This window comes from Streptomyces colwelliae, from assembly GCF_048158785.1.
GTDB lineage: Bacteria > Actinomycetota > Actinomycetes > Streptomycetales > Streptomycetaceae > Streptomyces.
In genome coordinates, this window is sequence record NZ_JBLTJC010000002.1 from 36,916 (window position 1) to 56,428 (window position 19,513).

16 protein-coding genes and 1 riboswitch are annotated in these 19,513 nt (G+C 69.5%); of the genes, 5 read left to right on the top strand and 11 right to left on the bottom strand.

Annotated features, from left to right (window positions below; genetic code table 11):
* The first annotated feature begins 72 nt into the window (after positions 1–72).
* Both ACNFOC_RS00730 and ACNFOC_RS00735 read left to right on the top strand, forming a co-directional pair.
* Entirely contained in the window at positions 73–1,320 is a 1,248-nt protein-coding gene (locus ACNFOC_RS00730) for a sensor histidine kinase (protein ID WP_416955479.1), read from the top strand.
* Positions 1,317–1,964, top strand: coding sequence for a response regulator (locus tag ACNFOC_RS00735; RefSeq protein WP_416955481.1), 648 nt, complete (start codon positions 1,317–1,319; stop codon positions 1,962–1,964). The genes ACNFOC_RS00730 and ACNFOC_RS00735 overlap by 4 nt, the downstream gene beginning before the upstream one ends.
* Before the next feature lie 7 nt (positions 1,965–1,971).
* Here the strand turns inward: ACNFOC_RS00735 and ACNFOC_RS00740 are convergent, their stop codons facing one another.
* From ACNFOC_RS00740 to ACNFOC_RS00755, 4 genes are all read right to left on the bottom strand, one after another.
* The gene (locus ACNFOC_RS00740; protein WP_416955482.1) at positions 1,972–4,023 is read right to left on the bottom strand and encodes a beta-galactosidase; all 2,052 of its coding nucleotides are present in this window, start codon (positions 4,021–4,023) and stop codon (positions 1,972–1,974) included.
* 140 nt (positions 4,024–4,163) lie between these two features.
* On the bottom strand, positions 4,164–5,504 hold the full coding sequence (locus ACNFOC_RS00745; RefSeq protein ID WP_416955484.1) for an ABC transporter substrate-binding protein: 1,341 nt from the start codon (positions 5,502–5,504) through the stop codon (positions 4,164–4,166).
* Between the two features lie 46 nt (positions 5,505–5,550).
* Complete coding sequence (locus tag ACNFOC_RS00750) at positions 5,551–6,501, bottom strand: carbohydrate ABC transporter permease (protein WP_416955486.1); 951 nt, start codon at positions 6,499–6,501, stop codon at positions 5,551–5,553.
* Positions 6,502–6,504: 3 nt separating this feature from the next.
* Positions 6,505–7,431, bottom strand: coding sequence for a carbohydrate ABC transporter permease (locus ACNFOC_RS00755; RefSeq protein WP_416955488.1), 927 nt, complete (start codon positions 7,429–7,431; stop codon positions 6,505–6,507).
* A 293-nt stretch (positions 7,432–7,724) separates the two neighbouring features.
* Here ACNFOC_RS00755 and ACNFOC_RS00760 point away from each other — a divergent pair, with 293 nt between their 5' ends.
* Positions 7,725–8,720: a LacI family DNA-binding transcriptional regulator gene (locus tag ACNFOC_RS00760; protein ID WP_416955570.1), complete on the top strand. Its 996-nt coding sequence runs from the start codon at positions 7,725–7,727 to the stop codon at positions 8,718–8,720.
* A gap of 63 nt (positions 8,721–8,783) precedes the next feature.
* Here the strand turns inward: ACNFOC_RS00760 and gnd are convergent, their stop codons facing one another.
* The 3 genes from gnd to ACNFOC_RS00775 all read right to left on the bottom strand — a co-directional run bounded on the left by gnd (position 8,784) and on the right by ACNFOC_RS00775 (position 11,563).
* Positions 8,784–10,253 carry an NADP-dependent phosphogluconate dehydrogenase gene (gnd, locus tag ACNFOC_RS00765; RefSeq protein WP_416955490.1) on the bottom strand — a complete coding sequence of 490 codons (1,470 nt, stop codon included), beginning with the start codon at positions 10,251–10,253 and terminating at the stop codon, positions 8,784–8,786.
* A 144-nt stretch (positions 10,254–10,397) separates the two neighbouring features.
* Positions 10,398–10,943 (bottom strand): hypothetical protein, encoded by a 546-nt coding sequence (locus ACNFOC_RS00770; protein WP_416955492.1) that lies wholly within the window; start codon positions 10,941–10,943, stop codon positions 10,398–10,400.
* Between the two features lie 53 nt (positions 10,944–10,996).
* Positions 10,997–11,563 carry a GtrA family protein gene (locus ACNFOC_RS00775; protein ID WP_416955494.1) on the bottom strand — a complete coding sequence of 189 codons (567 nt, stop codon included), beginning with the start codon at positions 11,561–11,563 and terminating at the stop codon, positions 10,997–10,999.
* 144 nt (positions 11,564–11,707) lie between these two features.
* Between ACNFOC_RS00775 and ACNFOC_RS00780 the strand changes: the two genes are divergently transcribed.
* Positions 11,708–12,568 (top strand): endonuclease/exonuclease/phosphatase family protein, encoded by an 861-nt coding sequence (locus tag ACNFOC_RS00780; protein ID WP_416955496.1) that lies wholly within the window; start codon positions 11,708–11,710, stop codon positions 12,566–12,568.
* A 1-nt stretch (position 12,569) separates the two neighbouring features.
* On the opposite strand, the gene ACNFOC_RS00785 is transcribed toward ACNFOC_RS00780, so the two are convergent.
* Together ACNFOC_RS00785 and ACNFOC_RS00790 are read right to left on the bottom strand one after the other, a co-directional pair.
* Positions 12,570–13,028, bottom strand: a complete 459-nt coding sequence (locus tag ACNFOC_RS00785) for a hypothetical protein (RefSeq protein ID WP_416955498.1) — start codon at positions 13,026–13,028, stop codon at positions 12,570–12,572.
* 203 nt (positions 13,029–13,231) lie between these two features.
* Positions 13,232–14,863 carry a C40 family peptidase gene (locus ACNFOC_RS00790; RefSeq protein ID WP_416955500.1) on the bottom strand — a complete coding sequence of 544 codons (1,632 nt, stop codon included), beginning with the start codon at positions 14,861–14,863 and terminating at the stop codon, positions 13,232–13,234.
* Positions 14,864–14,871: 8 nt separating this feature from the next.
* Positions 14,872–15,045: riboswitch (cyclic di-AMP (ydaO/yuaA leader) on the bottom strand.
* A gap of 347 nt (positions 15,046–15,392) precedes the next feature.
* Here ACNFOC_RS00790 and ACNFOC_RS00795 point away from each other — a divergent pair.
* Entirely contained in the window at positions 15,393–17,465 is a 2,073-nt protein-coding gene (locus ACNFOC_RS00795) for a DUF1996 domain-containing protein (protein WP_416955502.1), read from the top strand.
* 92 nt (positions 17,466–17,557) lie between these two features.
* On the opposite strand, the gene ACNFOC_RS00800 is transcribed toward ACNFOC_RS00795, so the two are convergent.
* Both ACNFOC_RS00800 and ACNFOC_RS00805 read right to left on the bottom strand, forming a co-directional pair.
* Positions 17,558–19,012 carry a glyceraldehyde-3-phosphate dehydrogenase gene (locus tag ACNFOC_RS00800; protein ID WP_416955503.1) on the bottom strand — a complete coding sequence of 485 codons (1,455 nt, stop codon included), beginning with the start codon at positions 19,010–19,012 and terminating at the stop codon, positions 17,558–17,560.
* Between the two features lie 148 nt (positions 19,013–19,160).
* A complete protein-coding gene (locus ACNFOC_RS00805; protein WP_416955505.1) occupies positions 19,161–19,487 on the bottom strand; it encodes an SCO5918 family protein in 327 nt (108 codons plus the stop codon).
* Between the last annotated feature and the right edge of the window lie 26 nt (positions 19,488–19,513).

Sequence of the window (19,513 nt, forward strand, 5' to 3'; positions counted from 1 at the left end):
TCACACTGTTCATACAGGTGGCGGATAGACTCGGGGACCCTGTCCGGATCACTTGTCCCAAGGGGATCTGCCGTGTCCGCTCGCGTTCCGCTGACCGCTCGCGGCAGCCGGCTCACCCTGGAGCACGTCTCCCATCTCGCGCTGTTCCTCGTCGTCGGGGCGGGCTTCGTCCGGCTCGCCCTGATCGACGTCCCGTTGTGCTGGTACATCGTGAGCCTCAGCGGAGCGCTGGCACTGGTGTACGCGGGCGGACTGACGTGGTGGGACCGGCTCGGGCCGCTCGGCAGGCGCGCGTGGATCCCCGTACTGATCCTGCTGTGGACCGTCCTGACCTTCCTCACCCAGGCACCGCTGACAACTGCCTACGTGTGGTGCGCCGTTCCGCTCGCCTGTGCCGCCCTGCGCGTGCTGGGCCGCCGCGCTGCCGTGGTGACCGTGGCCGTGATCACCGTCGTACTCGTCGGGTCGCTCGTGCGGTCCACGGGAGGATTCGACCCCGAGGTCGCGCTGGTCCCCGTCGCGGCGGTGTGGGCGACCGTCGCCCTCTACCGGACCCAGCAGCGGGACGCGGCCGTCCGCCAGCGGCTCGTCGAAGAACTGCGCGACACACGGGACACGTTGGCGAAGCAACAGCGTCAGGCGGGCGTGCTCGCGGAGCGCACCCGTATCGCCCGCGACCTGCACGACACCCTGGCCCAGGAGCTCGCCGGCAGCGTGATGCTGCTCCAGGTGGCCGAGCGCGACTGGGACGAGCGGCCGGACGTGGCGCGTACCCGGGTCCGCGCCGTCACCGACGGCCTCGGCGCGAATCTGGCGGAGACCCGGAGGATGATCCGCGATCTCACTCCCGCCGCCGTCGCCGAAGCGGGCCTGGAGGACGCGCTGCGGCTGCTGTGCGCCCGATCGCGGACGGAAGGCGCCGGGGCTCGGGTCCAGTTCCGCGCGGTGGGCACGCAGCAGCCGGTCCTCGACGACCACACGGCCACCACCCTCTTCCGCGTCGCCCAGAGCACGATGGCGAACGTACGCGAACACGCCCGCGCGACAAGCGTGTTGGTCACCTACCGGCGGCACCGGGACCGGGTGGAACTCGAAGTGAGCGACGACGGGCTGGGCTTCGACCCCGCCGCGGCCTTCGCTGCCGGTGCCCGCGCGGACCGCGGCTTCGGGCTGCCCGCGGCCAGGGCGCGGTTGCGCGAATGCGGCGGAGACCTCGACGTCAGCAGCGTGCCGGGGCGGGGGACCAGGATCCGCGCCACGGTGTCCGCCGCGCCCCGGATCCAACCGGTCGCACCTCTCACCGCGGCGACCACCGCATGACCGCCGCACCGCTCCGCCTCCTGGTCGCGGACGACCACGCCGTCGTACGGGCCGGACTGCGCGCCCTGCTCGACGGCGAACCGGACCTCGACGTGATCGCCGAGGCCGGCAGCGGTGAGGAAGCCGTGCGGCTGGCAGCCCGGTTGACGCCCGATGTCGCGCTGATGGATCTGCGGTTCGCCGGGGCGGGGAGCGGTATCGACGGCATCGAGGCCGTGCGTCGGCTCGCCGTGCGGGCGCCGGGCGTGGCTGTCGTCATGCTGACCAGCTATGCCGGACGGGCCGATGTCGTACGGGCGTTGGAGGCGGGCGCCCGCGGCTATGTGCTCAAGGCGGGTGCGCCGGAGGAACTCTTCCAGGCGGTCCGTACGGCCGCCGGCGGCTCGGTCGGGCTGGCCTCGGACGTCGTCGGCGAACTCGTCGGCCAAGTGGTCAGCCCCGCGCAGGAGTTGACCCAGCGCGAGATCGAGGTCGTCCGGCTGATGGCCGAGGGCCGCAGCAACCGGGCCATCGCCGAGGCGTTGTTCCTCAGCGAGGCCACGGTCAAGACCCATCTCGTGCGGATCTACCGCAAGTTCAAGGTCGACAACCGGGCGGCGGCCGTGTCGGAGGCCGTCCGCCGGGGGCTGCTCGAACTCACATGAGCCGTCGTCAGATCGCGGGCCGGCGCACTACCGCGACATCCCTGGGGGAGAGCACGGGGAAGCCGTCCTCGCCCGCGCTGCCGACCAGCAGTTCCCCGGACAGACCGGTCAACGGCACTGTCCCGTCGGTCCGGTTGACCAGGAACAGATAGCGGCTCTCGGCGTTCCGGCGCACGGTCAGCTCCACAACTCCCCTCGCGGCGTCCGGGAGTTCACTGGCGACACCGGCGGGCGCGAGCAACTCGGGGAGCAGCCCGGCGAGGCCCTCGCGGCCCAGCCGCGTGGAGACGTACGCGGCCGAACCCCCGCCCACCGTACGGCGGGTGACGGCGGGGCGGCCGGCGTACGTACCGCTGCGGTAGTGGGCCAACACCTCCACCTCGGGATCGGTCACCGTGATCCGGTCGGTCCACAGGGAACCCGTGGCGGAGCCGCCGAGGTCCAGCTCGACCGTGTCGCCGTCGAGCAGCGGGCCGAACTCCTCGACGCGGATGCCCAACAGGTCGCGCAGGGCGCCCGGGTAGCCGCCGAGCCAGATGTGGTCGTTCTCGTCCACGACACCGGAGAAGTAGGTGGAGACCAGGTGGCCGCCCTGCTCGACGTAGCGCGTGAGTTCCTTGGACAGGGCCGCCGGGATCATGTGCAGCACCGGCGTGATCACCACGTCGTAGCGGTCCAGGGCGGTCTGCGCCGTGACGATGTCGGCGCGGACGCCGAGGTCGAGGAGGGCGGAGTACCAGTCGAGGGCCTCCTGCCGGTAGTCGAGCCGGTCGGTGGGGTGCGAGTCCTGCTCGCTCGCCCACCAGGACTCCCAGTCGAAGACGATGCCGACCCGGGCCGTCTCGCGGTCCGACCCGGCGATGGGCGCCAACGTCCGCAGTGTGCGCCCGAGTTCGGCCACCGCGCGGAAGACCTCGCTGTCGGCACCGGCGTGCGGGACCATCGCGGAGTGGTACTTCTCGGCGCCGGCCGCCGACTGGCGCCACTGGAAGTAGCAGACGGCGTCGGCGCCGTGCGCGACGTGCAGGAGGGAGTCGCGGGCCAGGTCGCCGGGGCGCTTGGCCACGTTGACGGGCTGCCAGTTGACGGCGCTGGTGGAGTGCTCCATGAGGAACCACGGGCGGCCGGCGGAGATGCCGCTGACGAGGTTCGCGGAGAACGACAGCTCGTCGCGGTCCTGCGAACCGGGCGTGACGTAGTGGTCGTTGGAGACGAAGTCGATCTCGGCGGCCCAGTCGGCGTAGTTCATGCCCTTGGTGTTGCCCATCACCATGAAGTTGGTGGTGACCGGCACGTCCGGGGTGATCTCGCGCAACAGGTCGCGCTCCAAGCGCAGATGGTCCTTGAGCGCGTCGGAGGAGAAACGCTTGAAGTCCAGCTGCTGGGTGGGGTTCGGGAAGGAGGCGGCCAGCCGGGGCGGCAGTATCTGCTCCCAGTCGCTGTACCGCTGCGACCAGAAGGCCGTGCCCCAGGCCTGGTTGAGCGTGTCGATCGTGGTGTAGCGGGCGCGGAGCCAGTCGCGGAAGGCGCGGGCCGCATCGTCGGAGTAGTCGTAGACGTTGTGGCAGCCCAGCTCGTTCGAGACGTGCCAGGCGACCAGCGCGGGGTGGTCCGCGTACCGCTCGGCCAACTTCCGTACCAGGCGCAGCGCGTGCTCGCGGAAGACGGGCGAGGTGGGACGCCAGTGCTGGCGGCCGCCCGGCCACAGGGTCTCGCCGGCTGCGGTGACCGGGAGGATCTCCGGGTGCTCCGTGCTCAGCCACGGCGGCGGGGACGCGGTGGCGGTGGCCAGGTCGACGCCGATGCCGCCCGCGTGCAGCAGGTCCATGATCTCGTCGAGCCAGCCGAAGTCCCATGCGTCCCGGGCGGGTTGGATGCGGGCCCAGGAGAAGATCCCCAAGGAGACGATGTTGACGCCGGCCTCGCGCATCAGCCGGATGTCCTCGTCCCACACCTCCCGCGGCCACTGCTCCGGGTTGTAGTCGGCGCCGTAGGCGAGACGGGGGGTGGCGTCACCGTCCGGCCCGTGCCGCAACTGGGACAGGAGGGTGGAGATCATGATGGTCCTTCCGGTTACTGCACGGGCGGTACGAGATGCGGGGTGGAGTCCGGGCGGCCGCCGCCGAGCGAACTGCTGCTCGGCGGCGGCTCCCGAGGAGGTGCCGGTTACTTCTTGAGGCGGCTACTTCGAGCGGGTCACTACTTGTTGACCGTGAAGCCCTGCTCGTTGCCGTACTTGACGGAGGCGTCCTGCCAGCTCTTCAGACCCTGAGCCAGCGTGGTGCCCGAGATGTAGGCCTTGCCGACGGTGTCGTTGAAGATCGAGTTGGCGTACTGCTGGAAGGGCAGGTACGACCAGTCGGAAGCGACCTCGGACGCGGACTGGGCGAAGATCTTGTTCGCCTGCTGCCCGCCGAAGTACGGGAACGTCTTGTCCTGGAACGCCGCGGACTGCTGCTCGGCCTTGGTGGCCGGGAAGGCGCCCTCGTTCACGCGGGTCTGGATGCCGGCGCCGGCGTTGGCGTACTGGACGAACGCGTAGGCGAGTTCCTTGTTCTTGCCCAGAGTGGGCAGGGTGAGGGAGCTGCCGCCGTTCTCCGCGCTGGCCTTGCCGCCCGCGGTCCACTGCGGCATCGGGGCCGCGCGCCAGTCACCGGAGGCACCGGCGACGCCGCTGACGAAGTTGGCGGGCATCCAGGCACCGGTGGTCAGGGTGGCGATGGTGCCGTCACCGAGGCCCTTGTACCAGTCGTCGGTCCAGCCGTTGATCGGCGCGAGGAGCTTCTCGTCGATCAGCTTCTGCCAGGTCTCCGTGTACTTCTTGGCGCCCGCGTCCTCGAAGTTGACGGTCACCTTGGTGCCGTCGACCTTGTAGGGGCGCGAACCGGCCTGCCACAGCATGCTGGTGGTGAAGCCCGCGTCACCGGCGTCGTTGGCGATGTACGCCTTCGGGTCGGCCTTGTGCAGCTTGCGGGCCGCGACGACGTACTCGTCCCACGTGGTCGGGACGGCGATCTTGTACTTGTCGAAGACCTTCTTGTTGTAGAACATCGCCATCGGGCCCGAGTCCATCGGCAGGCCGTAGACCTTGGAGCCGTCGCTCACGGCGTTCCACGGACCCGCGGTGTACTTGGAGGCCAGCTTGTCGGCGCCGTAGGGCGTCAGGTCGGTCAGGCCCTTGGTGAGGGAGTACTGGCTCAGCGCGAAGTACTCGACCTGGGCGACGTCGGGGACGCCCTTGCCGGCCGCGATCGCGTTCGACAGCGCGGTGTAGTACTTGTCACCGGACTTGTCGCTGACCAGGTTGATCTTGACCTTGGGGTACTTCTTCTCGAAGTCGGCGGCGACCGTCTTCAGCGTGGGCTCCCAGGCCCAGACGTTGACCGTGCCGCCCTTCTTCAGGGCCGCCTGGATGTCAGAGGCGGAGACAGCCTTGGTGCTGGAGCTGTCGTCGTCCGAACTGCCGCACGCGGTCGCGCCCAGGGAGAGGACGGAGAGGAGGGCGAGGCCGCGCAGCAGGCGGCCGGTGGTTCTGCGCATGGAGGTGCTTCCACTTCTTCGTGGGTGGGACTACTTGAGGGTTGGGTTATTCCTTGACGCTTCCGGCGGCGAGACCCGACTGCCAGTACTTCTGGAGCAGCAGGAACGCGGCGATCAGCGGCACGATGGTGAGCAGCGAACCCGTGATCACCAAGTTGAAGATGACGTCGCCGCCGATCGTCTGGGCCTGGGAACTCCAGGCGCTCAGGCCCAGGGTCAGCGGGTACCAGTTCGGATCCCTGAGCATGATCAGCGGCAGGAAGTAGTTGTTCCACGTCGCGACCGTGGTGAACAGCAGCACCGTCACGACACCGGGGGCGAGCAGCGGCAGCGAGACCTGGAAGAAGGTGCGGATCTCGCCCGCTCCGTCGATCCGCGCGGCTTCGAGGAGTTCGACCGGGATGGCCTCTGTGGCGAAGACCCACATCAGGTACAGGCCGAACGGCGAGACCAGCGAGGGGATGATCACCGCCCACGGGGTGTCCGTGAGCCCCACCTTGCTGAACATCAGGAAGGTCGGCACCGCGAGGGCCGTACCGGGAACCGCCACGGCACCGATGACCACGGCGAAGACGGCGCGCTTGCCGGGGAAGTTGAACTTCGCCAGAGCGTAGCCGCCGAGGATCGACAGGAAGGTGGCACCGCCGGCGCCGAGGACGACGTACAGCAGGGTGTTCAGCAGCCAGCGGCCGAAGATGCCGTCGTGGTAGGTGAACGTGTCGTGGATGTTGGACCAGAGGGCGAAGTTGTGGGCGAACCACAGGCCGTTGGAGTCCGAGAGTCCCTGCTGCGTCTTGGTCGCGTTGATGACCAGCCACAGCAGCGGCACCACGGTGTAGACCAGGATCAGACCGGTGAGCACGGTCAGCAGCACGCTGCGCTTGGGGCGCCCGGGGGAGTGCTTCTTGCGCGGGGTGCGCAGCCGGGGCGCGCCCTTGTGGCCGCCGCCGGACGGCGTGGATGCGGAGGGAGAGGCGGTGGTGACGGGGGTGCTCATGGCTCAGGCTCCCTTGCGCATGCCGCGGAGCTGCACGACGTAGGCGATGATCATGGTGATCAGCCCCATGATGATGGCGACCGCCGCGGAGTAGTTGTGCTGCTGTCCGTTGAAGGACAGTGAGTACGTGTAGAAGTTCGGCGTGTAGTCCGTCGTGATGGCGTTGCGCGCCAGCGGCCGCAGGATGCTCGGCTCGTTGAAGAGCTGGAAGCTGCCGATGATCGAGAAGATCGTCGCGATGACCAGGGCGCCGCGGATCGCGGGGAGCTTGATGGCCGTGATGACCCGGAACTGCCCGGCGCCGTCGATCTCCGCCGCCTCGTACAGCGAGGTCGGGATGACCCGCAGCGCGGAGTAGAAGATCAGCATGTTGTAGCCGACGAACTCCCAGGTCACGATGTTGCCGATCGACGCCAGGACCAGGTGCGCGGAGAGCGGGTCGGGCAGCGTCACGTCGAACGCGCTGTTGATGTCACCCACCAGACCGAACTGCGTGCCGTACATGAAGCCCCACATCAGGGTGGCCACCACGGCGGGCACGGCGTACGGCAGGAAGATCGAGATCCGGAAGAAGTCCCGGCCGAAGAGCCGGCCGCTGTCCAGCGCGAGCGCCACGAACAGGGCGATGCCGAGCATGATCGGCACCTGGATCACCAGGAACAGCGAGACCCGCTCCAGGGAGGACCAGAACTCGTCGTCCTGGAAGGCCTGCGTGTAGTTGTCCAGGCCGACGAAGTGGTTGCCGCCGATGAGCTGGTCGCGGAAGAGGCTGAGATAGATCGAGTACGCGATCGGAGCCAGGAAGACGAAGGCGAAGACCACCGCGAAGGGCCCGATGAAACCCCACCCTGTCCAGGAACGTCGGTCCCGTTTCGCCGACTGCCTGGTAGGAGGCCGAGTCGCGGCCGCAGGGGGTTGAAGCGTCGTCATGTAGTTCCTCGCTCGTCCATCTCGGAACCGGCGTCACACGCCGTCGCGATGTTGCGTAAACAGCCCGGTCCACAACGGCCCCGGCCTGTTATGTTTACGTAAACATCTGATGGCGGCATGTCTACACTGCCCCAATGTCGGTGGTCAAGGGTCGTTTGGGGAAACACGGCCGAGGCGATCGGATCGATATGTGAGGGATACAGGTGGACACAGTGAGCGACGCCTCGGGCGGTACGGAGAAGCCACGCAGACGCACCGGGAAACGGACGTCGAGACGCGCCCCGAGCGCGTCCATGGCGGATGTCGCGCGCGTCGCCGGCGTGTCGTCACAGACGGTCTCCCGCGTGTCGAACGGCTTCGCAGGCGTCAACGAGGAGACCCGGCAACAGGTCCTCGCCGCCATGAAGGAGCTGGGCTACCGGCCCAACAGCGCCGCCCGCGCGCTGAAACGCGGTGAGTTCCGCACCATCGGCGTGATCACCTTCAACCTCTCCACCACCGGCAACATGCGCACCCTGGAGGCGATCGCCACCTCCGCGGCGCACGAGGGCTACGCCGTCACGCTCCTGCCGGTCGCCGTGCCCACCCAGGACGAGGTGCGCGGCGCCTTCTCCCGCCTCGGCGAACTCGCCGTCGACGCCGTCATCGCCATCATGGAGGTCCACCTCCTGGACGCGGCGACCATCTCCCTGCCGCCCCACGTCCAGGTCGTCGTCGCCGACTCCGACGCGGGCGACCGCTACAGCGTGGTCGACACCGACCAGAACGGCGGAGCGCGGGCCGCCGTACGCCACCTCCTTGACCTCGGGCATCGCACGGTCTGGCACCTCGCCGGACCCGAGGAGTCCTTCGCCGCCCAGCGCCGCGCCGACGCCTGGAGCGCCGAACTCGCCGACGCGGGGCGGCCCGTGCCCCCCGTCGTACGCGGCGACTGGTCCGCGGAGTCGGGCTACCGCGTGGGACTGGAACTCGCCCAACAGACCGACTGCACAGCGGTGTTCGCGGCCAACGACCAGATGGCCCTGGGCCTGCTGCGGGCCCTGCACGAGCGCGGCCGGCGCATCCCCGAGGACGTCAGCGTCATCGGCTTCGACGACATCCCCGAGGCCGGCTCCTTCCTGCCACCCCTCACCACCGTCCACCAGGACTTCGCCGAGGTCGGCCGCCTGTGCGTGGAAGGTGTCCTACGGCGGATGCGGGAGCGCGGCGACGAGCACGGCACCACGCTGGTGCCCACGAAACTCGTCATACGTGACAGCACGGCAGCGCCCGCCATCGCCGACGAGTAGCGGACGCAAAGAACTCCGGCCCCCTGCCTGGGCAGGAGGGCCGGAACATCATGCGCGCACGGCTCAGGCCGTCGTCTCCGGGCGGCCGGGACGGGACCAGTGCGTGTGGAAGGCTCCGGTACGGTCCGTACGGCCGTAGGTGTGGGCGCCGAAGAAGTCGCGCTGGCCCTGGAGCAGGGCCGCCGGCAGCCGGTCGGCGCGCAGCGTGTCGTAGTGCGACAGGGCGGCGGAGAACGCCGGGACGGGGATGCCGCGGCGGGCCGCGGAGGCGACCACCTCGCGCCAGGGGACCTGCGCGTCGCCGATCTCCTGCGCGAAACGCTCCTCGCCCAACAGGCTGACCAGCCCCGGATCGGCCGTGTACGCGGCACGGATGCGGTCGAGGAAGGAGGCGCGGATGATGCAGCCGCCGCGCCAGATCCCGGCGACCGCGGCGAGGTCGATCGACCAGTCGAACTCGGTCGCCGCGTCCTGGATCATCTTCCAGCCCTGGTCGTAGGCGATGACCTTCGAGGCGTACAGCGCCTGCTCGACCTGGGCGGTGAACCGGTCGGCCTCGGTGCGGCTCAGCGGGGGAGTGGTGCCGCCGGGCAGGCCACGGTAGGCCGCGCGCAGGTCGCCCTGGCTGGAGGAGGCGCGCGCGAAGGTGGCCTGCGCGATCGCGGTGACCGGCGAACCCAGCTCCAGCGCGGTCTGCACGGTCCAGCGGCCGGTGCCCTTCTGCCCGGCCGCGTCGGTGACGATGTCGACGAACGCCTTGCCGGTCTCCGCGTCGGTGTGGGCGAGGACCTCGGCGGTGATCTCGATCAGGTAGGAACCGAGCCGCCCCTCGTTCCAGCGGCGGAAGACGTCCGCGATCTCGGCCGGGGTGTAGCCGCCGACCTGGCGCAGCAGGTCGTACGCCTCGGCGATGAGCTGCATGTCGGCGTACTCGATGCCGTTGTGCACCATCTTGACGAAGTGCCCGGCGCCGTCGGTCCCGATGTGCGTGGAACAGGGCTCACCGTCGACCTTCGCGCTGACGGACTCGAACATCGGCCCCAGCACGGCGTACGACTCCGCCGAACCGCCGGGCATGATGGACGGCCCGTTCAGCGCGCCCTCCTCGCCGCCGGAGACACCGGCGCCGACGAAGTGCAGGCCCTTGTCGCGCAGGGCGGCCTCGCGGCGGCGGGTGTCGGCGAAGTGGGCGTTGCCGCCGTCGATGATCATGTCGCCGGGCTCCATGAGCGCGGCGAACTCGTCGATCACGGCGTCGGTGGCCGGACCGGCCTGCACCATGATCATCAGGCGGCGGGGCTTCTCGAGCGCGGACACGAACTCCTGGGCCGTCTCGGCCGGGACGAAGGCGCCCTCGTCGCCGTACTCCTTCATCAACTCATGGGTGCGGTGCGGCGATCGGTTGTGGACGGCGACCGTGTAGCCGTTGCGGGCGAAGTTGCGTGCGAGGTTGCGGCCCATCACGCCGAGGCCGGTGACGCCGATCTGGGCGGTTCCGTCGGCGGCGGGGGTGTGCGGTGCGGATGCGTTCATGGGGTGCCTGTTCTCCGGGTCGGTGACGTGGCGGGTCGGCGCGGGGCGCCCATGACCGCAGGTACGTCTGTGATCACGAATTGACTCGAAGTCCGGGAACCCGATTCGTAATTCGTTCCGGCGCCCCGCAGTCGGACCTACCTCTCAGCAACCCGTTCCGGCCGGGGCGAATTCCACGCGCACGTGGTCGTCCGCGGTGCGGACCTCGTCGTAGACGGCGCGCGTGACCTGGTACCAGACGTCGTCCCTGCCGGTGTCGCCGCCGACGTCGTCGAGGCTCACGCACCACCGTTCCGCGCGGACGATCCGGGTGTACGTCTCGGTGCCGCTGCGCATCTTCGAGCACTTCCGGTACCGCTCCGTGGTGGTCCAGGTGCGGGTCTTCTTCTTGGCGCCCGATCCCGAACTGGACGTGTGCCGGATCTTTTTGGTGGCGGACGAGCACTTGGTGACGGTGTGCGGCCGAGTGCCCTTCGTCGTCTGTCTGGCGAGGTGACGGACCGAGTCACGGAGCCCGGTCACGGTGTCGGGGGTGGGCCGGGCTGTCGGTGCGGTGCTGCTCGAACCGCTCTGGCCGACGCCGGACGCGGACCGCGCACTGTCGCCGCTTCCGCTCCCGCCGCCGCATGCGCTGAGCGCTCCGATGAGAAGTGCTGTCAGTCCGCCCACTATCAATTGCTTGGTGAACATGCCCCCGCCGCCTGTGATTTGGAAACGGTCAGCGTAACTGATCATGGGGAAGGTCAGCGGGAGGCGAGCGCGAACTGCCGCTGCTGCCAGGCCTGTGTGGTGGCCGGTACCTCCAACACGCCCTGAAGGCTGGGCAGTTTCCGCGGGCCGCGCGACACTGTCCGCTGCTCCGGTACCGCTGTCCGGCCACGACCGGTGGCGAAGACGTACAGGCGCAGCAGCAGGAAACGGGCGAGTCCGGCAAGCCCCGAAGCGCCGAGGTAGACGACCTGCTCGGTCAGCGCCCCGGGCGTCGACTGCACCAGGTGCAGGACGAACATCGCGGCGCAGGTCACCACGTAGGCCGCCGCGGCCGAGCCCGCCGACTGCCAGTGCTGGCGCCACCCGGCGTGCCGCCCCGAGCCGAAGGTGAAACGGGCGTGGAGTTCCGTGCACAGGAGAGTGGAGACGACGGTGATCAGCGCGTTCGCCAGCGCCCAGGGCAGCTGCTCGGCAAGCAGCGTCACGGCGCCGCTGGAGAGGAGCCCGACACCGCCGCCCAGCGCCACGAACCGGGCGAAGGAGGCGAGCGGACCGGGAGCGGCCGGGGTCCGGGGCGCGTCGTCCATGGCGGTCTCCATCCGCTCCGTACGCTGCGCCTCTGGATGCGACCGCGTAAGTTTGCTTGACTTACTCAACTATAGCGGATTGATTGAGTTACGCAAGTACATTTTCGCGGCGGGGGACCACACCCACAGGTGGACTCCGTACAATGCGGCCTGATCATGGGTGAGTTACTGGTGAGATGCGCGACGTTCAACGTGCTGCACGGTCGGCAGATCCAGCCGGACGGCCGCCCGGACCCCGCTGCCCCCGGCGATCCCTCGGCTCCCCTCGCCGAAGCCGTCGCGGGCCTGGACGCCGACGTGGTGGCACTCCAGGAGATCGACTGCCTCCAGGAACGGTCGGGCGCTGTCGATCAGGCAGCCGTCGCGGCCGAGGCGATGGGCGCGCGGCACTGGCGCTACGCGACGGCGCTGCACTGCCGCTCCGTGCCGGGCCGGGGCTGGGTCCTCGACCCTAGCGAACCCGGGATGCGCGTCTACGGCCCCGATGGCCGGCAGCCCGAAGTCCCTTCGCACGGACTGGCGTTGCTGTCCCGGCTGCCGGTCCACGAGTGGCGGGCCCTACGGCTTCCGGCGGCCCCCTTCGGTATGCCGTTGCGGGTCGCCGGGCGGGCCGCTCCGGTGCTGGCCCGGGATCAGCCCCGGGCCGTCCTGGCCGCCGTACTGGAAGGACCACAGGGCCCGTTCACCGTCGTGGCCGTCCATCTGTCGTTCGTGCCGGGGTGGAACATCGGGCAACTGCGCACCGTGCGCCGCTGGATCGCCGATCTGCCCCAACCCCAGGTGCTGATGGGCGACTTCAACCTCTTCGGAGCGCTTCCCCGGCTCACCCTGAACGCGACCGCGCCGCGTGGCTGGCGGAGTTCGGCCCGGCCGGCGACCTTTCCGTCACACCGGCCGCTCGTCCAGCTCGACCACATCATGACGACGGGGCTCGGCGAGGACGCCGTAGGGACGGTGTGCGTCCCGAGGACGGCGATCTCGGATCACCGGCCGCTGGTGGTGGAGCTGTCGCTCTGAGTCAGTTCCACAAGGGGTAGGTCACGGTGTGCTGGAACTTGTCCGGCCTCGCGCCGGGGTACGTCAGGGTGATCTCGCCGTACTGCCGCACCTGCGGATGCCGCTTCCAGGTCTGCGCGGAGTCGAGCCGGACGGTCACCGGGAACGAGTGGAACTTGCCCACCGCGCAATAGGGCTTGCAGTCGTTCACCCAGTTGACGCCCGTCGCCGTCGCGGAGTCGGCGTTCCAGGACGTCCAACGCAGCGACGCGAGGCGGCTGTTGCCGTCGCCGCAGGCGAGCATGAAGTCGGTGGGGCGCACCTCGGGGTGCCACAGACAGTCGACGAGCACGGGATCCTGGAGCTGCCGGTGGGCCGCCACCGGCACCGCGGTCGGGGCCGCCGACGACGTACCGACGGTCGGCCCGAGCAGGGCTGCGGCACAGAGCGTGACGATTCCGACCATGGTGTGTTTGTACATGTCCGCTCCCGGCCGCCTGTTCGTCCTCGTCGCCCCGCACCCGCACCGGCGGTGGGCCCGCCTGCCGGGGCACGGTCGTCGTGTCTCTGTCGACGCTACGACCGTGCCCCAGGATGCACCACTCGTACGGATCAACGAGGCGGTTGGCCGGGAGTGTCGCGGGGTGTGCGGTCAGGGCCGGGAAATGCCCGGCCCCGATCGGATCAGGCGGGCCGTACGGCGCCCCGGATGGCGGCGGCACCGGCGTAGAAGATCGACTCCTCGCGTATCGGCGTACCCGGGCTCGGCGCGTGGATCATCAGGCCGTTGCCGGTGTAGAGGCCGACGTGGTCGATGCTGTCGTAGAAGAAGATCAGGTCGCCGGGGCGGATGTCCGTGAGCGGGACGAGGGCGCCGGCGCCCGACTGTTCCTGGGCGGTGCGCGGGAGGAGGACGCCCGCGGCCTTCCAGGCGGCCTGGGTGAGGCTGGAGCAGTCGTAGGCGTCCGGTCCCGCCGCGCCCCACAGGCACGGCCTGCCGATCTGTGCGCGGGCGAAGGCGAGCGCGGCGCTGGTCTTGCTGAGCGTGCTGGGGTCCTGCGGTGCGGCGGGTACGGCCGCGGCGGGTGCCGGGCTGATGGTCGGGGCCGCGGGGAGAATGATCTCCGGGGGCATCGTCGGAGCCGTGGGCAGGGTGAACTCGGGAGCGACGGCCGGGGCCGCGGCGAAGGAGACCTCGGCGGCGGGCGGGGCCGGCTGCCACTCCTGCTGCGGCGGGCGCCAGTCCGGCTCCGGCGTGGTGTACCCGGTGGGCTGCTGGGGCACCATCGGAATCTGCCCGGTGGACCAGGCGGGTTGCTCGGCAACCACAGGGAACTGCCCGGTGGACCAGGTAGGCTGCTCGGTCGCCATGGGAACCTGCCCGGTCGACCAGGCCTGTTGCTGGGGCACGATGGGCATCTGCCCCGTGGACCAGGCCTGTTGCTCGGCCACGACGGGCATCTGCCCGGTCGACCACATCTGCTGTTCGGGGACCATGGGCATCGACCCGGTCGACCACGTCGTCTCCGGGGCGGACAAGCTCGTCTCCGAGGGCGGCCAAGTAGCCATCGCCGGGGCCGGTTCGGTGCGCGGAGCGGCGATGTACGGGAGCAGCTCCAGGTCCGCGGTGAGCGGGTCGAAGGCCGGCGCCGGGGCGGCCGCGACGGCGAACTGCTGCGGTTCCACGGCGGGCGTGGGCGGCACTTCGATCGCGGGCACGGGCGGCAGGTCGAGGACGGTGGCCTGGGGCATCTGAGCCATCTGCTGCATCTGCTGCATCTGCTGCACCTGAGGCAACTGGGGTGTCTGCGGTGCGGCGGGCGGCAGCGTGGCGATGGGTCCGGCCGTCAACTCCGCGACAGGCGCCGCGAGTTGCGGGGCGGCGAGCTCCGGTGCGGTGGTCCCCACGGTCAGTTCGGCCACGGCGCGGCTGGGCTGCGCATCGAGCGCTCGGGCGCCGCCCTCGGGCTCGGGCCGTCGCTCGGACCGCTCGGGCCGGGGTGCCGCCGAGCGGGCGGGAGTCCTGCCGGGCGGCAGTTTCGCCGGTACGGTCGGGCCCACTTGGGCGCGAGCGCGGTCGAACAACTGCCGGGTGACGGCGTCCTGGGCGGGATCGGAAGGACGCGACGCGCTGGGACGGGGCTCGGCACGCTGGCGTGGAGCGCCGGACATCTTGCGTGTGGCGTTGTAGTTTCCGGTGGCCGTCTCGGCCCTGTCGTAAAGGGAGTTGATCCGCCGCTGGACTTCGTCACGGCTGGGTCGGTCGTCCACGGTGGGGCCACTGCCTCCGGTGCGCGTACTTCGTTCTGCCGGCATGGCAGACGTGCTCCTTCCGTAACGCGCCTACCGAGTTAGCTGTCGGGTTCGGGCGGCCGATCACGGAAGGATTGCCCTACGACCCTTGCCCGGAGAGGCAGTTGGGCCGATTCACCCCAAGTCGGTTGGGTCCTCGGCTCCGGCTGTCGCGAGCGACACACCGGACTCGGCGCAAACCGTGCGGCCCGGCGCTGATCGCCGGAGTAGGTCGTACGGTCTGAGCGTCAACTTAGCCAACGTGTGTGCCTCGTGTGAAGGTTGAAGCGCGATATGTCCGATACGTTTTTGTGACCTTTACCTCGCTCAGACACTTCACCTGGGTGCATCGAGCGTTCATGGGCTCACCGGGCCGGGTGATCCATATGAGGTCGCTATGAATTTTTGGGACGGTTGAACACAGCGGCACCCGGCTCCGTATTGGGACGGGGGATTTCCATGCCGGGACGATCCGGGCCGACCGATACGTGTAGGAGCAACTTCCTTGGCACGCAACACGCGCAGACGCCCCACAGGCGCACGACGCGCGACGATGGCAGCAGTCGCCCTGATGCTGGGCGGCGGAGGACTGGTGGCGGCGAACGTCTACGCGTCGGCGTCCGAAGGGGGTTGGGGCGGTGATGCTGCCCAACAAGGCTCTCCGGATGCGGCATCGGACGGCGCCACGATCGACTGCCCGGACATCGGCACCCAGTTGACAACGGTCCCCGACGAGGCGAAGACCGAGGTCGACACCCAACTCGCGCTTCTGGACCAGCAGATAACCGAGGCCTACCAGAAACTGAAGGACTCGGCGGAGTCCATACGCCAGGACGCCTCCTTCGCCGACAACGCGATCATGAATCCGTTGAAGGAGAAGCGCGCCGCGACCATCGGACGGATCGACGACGCCATCGCGCGGGTCGGGGACCGCCCGGAGGGCCTCGACGCACTCGCCGGCTGCACCCTGATCGCTCCCACGAACGGCGACCAGAACGGCGATCAGAGCGGCGACCAGGACGGCAGCGGCGACGACCAGGGCGGCCAGGACCAGCAGCAGGGCGACGGCCAGGATCAGCAGGGCGGCCAGCAGTCCACCAATGGGCCCGTCGCCTCGGACTACGCGGACATCACCTCCGTACAGCCCAACGTGAACGCTCCGCAGGACCAGGCCGACGCCTCCCGCGGCACGTTCGTCACCGCGTGCGGGGTGAACGAGAACGGCCTGTTCAACTCCGACAACGTGATCGTCGCGCCCGGAGTCACCAACGGCGCTCACCACTTCCACGACTACATCGGCAACCAGTCCAACAACGCCTTCGCCAGCGACGACGATCTCGCGAAGGCCGACACGAGCTGCGAGAACCCGGGCGACAAGTCCACCTACTACTGGCCCGTGTTGCGCCTCCAGAACGGCAAGCAGGAGCAGGACGCCGACAAGCCCGGCGGCGGCACCGAGGGCAACTCCGGTGAGATCGTCACCGCGAAGGCGGCCACGCTGACGTTCGTGGGCAACCCGAAGAGCAAGGTCGTCGAGATGCCGCGCCTCCTGCGCATCATCACCGGCGACGCCAAGGCCTTCGTCAACGGCCCGGCCAACGCCAACGCCTCCTGGAGCTGCACCGGGTTCGAGGACCGGCAGCTCAAGGACAAGTACCCGCTGTGCCCGGCGGGCAGCGACGTGGTGCGCACCTTCAAGTTCCAGAGCTGCTGGGACGGCCGCAACATCGACAGCGCCAACCACCGCACCCACGTGGCCTTCGAGGCCGCCGACGGCTCCTGCCCGGCGGGCTTCGAGGCCATCCCGCAGCTGGTACAGCGGATCGTCTACGACGTCGACGCGCCGAGCCTCCAGGACGGCGGCAAGACGACCCCGCTGTTCGCGGTGGACTCCTTCCCCGAGCAGCAGCACAAGCCCGTCACCGACCACGGCGACTTCATCAACGTCTTCGACGAGGGCCTGATGAAGGACATGGTCAACTGCATCAACAACGGCGAGAAGTGCGGCGCCGGGACGGGCAACGACCCCGGGGGCTCGGGCGACGGCTCCGGTGACGGCTCCGGTTCGGGTGGCGGCTCCGGGAACGGTGGGGGTTCCGGTGAGCCGCAGGAGTCCCCGTCGGCCACCGACACCGCCACGGCGGCGCCCACGGTCACCGCGTCCGACGAGCCCGCCGGGAACGGCGGCAACGAGGGCAATGGCGGCAACGGCGGGAATGGTGACAACGGCGGCAACGGTGACGAGCCCTCCGCGGATCCCGCGACGAGCGCTCCGGACACCGGGGCCAACGCCCCCGAGCCCACCGACACCCAGACCACCGACCCCGGTGATCTGACGACCGCCGTCACGGTCCCCAAGGCCGACACGAAGACCGAAGGGTCCAAGTCGAGCGAGACGCAGGGGAGTTCGGACAACGGCTCCGGCGGCCAGATCGGCAGCGCCGTGACGACACCGCCCGCCTCGTCCTCGGGCGGGGAGAGCTACGCCGCCGTAGGCCCGAACCAACCGCAGGCGCAGGGCGGGCTGGCGGAGACCGGCGCGAATCTGTGGCCCGCCGTGGCCGGCGCGTTGCTGCTCGTCGCCGGATTCGTGGTGCTGTACCGAGGCAAGCGCAGTACACGCTGACACGACGCACGTCTGTGCAGGTCTGTGACAACGACGGCCCGGCCGCCCCGACTTGGGGGTGGCCGGGCCGTCACACGTTCGGCGTGCCGGGGTCAGGCAGCCGGTGCGGGGTACGTCGGGTACTCGACCCCGGAGACGTGCTGGACGACGCGGACGACCTGGCAGGAGTAGCCGAACTCGTTGTCGTACCAGAGGTAGAGGATCGCGTTGTCGCCGTCGACCTTGGTGGCGCCCGCGTCGATGATCGAGGCGTGGCGCGAGCCCATGAAGTCGCTCGACACCGCGTCGGGGGCGGTGGTGAAGTCGATCTGGCGTTTGAGCGGGGACGTCAGCGAGACATCGCGGAGGTAGTCGAGGACCTCGGCGCGGGTGGTCTCGCGGCCGAGCCGCAGGCTGAGGATCGCGATCGAGACGTCCGGCACCGGGACCCGGATCGAGCTGCCGGTGATCGGGGCCTTGAGGTCCGGCAGCGCCTTGGCTACGGCGGAGGCGGCACCGGTCTCGGTGATCACCATGTTCAGCGGCGCCGAACGGCCGCGCCGGTCGGCCTTGTGGTAATTGTCCAGCAGGTTCTGGTCGTTGGTGAACGAGTGGACGGTCTCCACATGGCCGCGCAGCACACCGTACTCGTCGGCCATCGCCTTCAGCGGCGGCACGATCGCGTTGGTGGTGCAGGACGCGCAGGACAGGACCTGCTCCTCCGGCTTGATCGTGTCGTGGTTGACGCCGTGCACGATGTTGGGGACGTCGCCCTTGCCGGGCGCGGTCAGCACGACCTTGTCGATGCCGGGCCGCAGATGCTGCGAAAGTCCTTCCCGGTCACGCCACTTGCCCGTGTTGTCGATGAGGATGGCGTCCTTGATGCCGTACGCCGTGTAGTCGACCTCGGACGGGTCGCCCGCGTAGATCACCTTGATCTCGTTGCCGTTGGCGATGATCGTGTTGCTCGCCTCGTCCACGGTGATCGTGCCCTGGAACTGGCCGTGGATCGAGTCGCGGCGCAGCAGCGAGGCGCGCTTCACGAGATCTTCTTCGGCCCGCCCCCCACTCCGCCGTACGACGATGGCGCGCAGCCGCAGCCCGTTGCCCGAGCCGGCCTTCTCGATGAGCAGCCGGGCGACCAGGCGGCCGATGCGGCCGAAGCCGTAGAGGACGACGTCGCGGCCCTCGCGGCACTCGATCTTGTTGGCGCCGGTGGCACCGGCGACGGCCTCGGCGGTGAACTCCTCCACGGAGAGGCCGCGTTCGTCGCTCCGGTGGGTCGCGGCGAGCATGCCGATGTCGATCTGGGACGGGCCCAGGTCGAGCGTGGTGAGCGTCCGCAGGTAGGGGAGGGTCTCGACGACGGAGAGTTCCTCGCCCGCGATCTGGCGGGCGAACCGGTGGGTCTTGAGGATGCTGACCACCGACTTGTTGACCAGGGAGCGGCTGTGCAGCAGGACGGTGACGTCCCGCTCGCGGTGCAGCTTCCCGATCATCGGGATCATCGACTCCGCGATCTCCTCGCGGGTCTTCCAGTTGGTGAACGAGTCCTCGTTGACAGGCACAGGTTTCTCTTTCGAGCTAGGCGGCGCTCATATGCTAACCCGCTGTTCATCTGCCCGTTCAGTAGGGGTGCCGCCCGGCCCGGGGAACGCCGAGAGGGCCCTGCCGACGCGCGTCGGCAGGGCCCTCTCGGCTGTGCTGGTGTCGCTTCTACACGGTCTCCGACACGTCCTGGGTCGCGCTGCTGCCCAGCAGGGCCGACGCGTTCTCCAGCGGGGTGAGGACGGGCACGGGCACGGCCTCGGGCAGTCCGTGGCAGGTGAAGCCGAGCCGGGTCATGGCCCGGATGACCTCGCCGCTGTTGAAGTCGCGCGGGTCCTGCCGGGTGATGACCTGCCCCACCTGCTTGACGGGGTAGCGGCGCCGCCCGATGGTCACGGACTCACCCGTGACCAGCTCGGGCTTGATGCCCTTCATCGTCTCCAGGACACCCATCTTGGTGAGGTCGAAGGGATACCGGGCGATGACACAGCGCATGTTGCCTCACAGAGAGAAGGAGGATC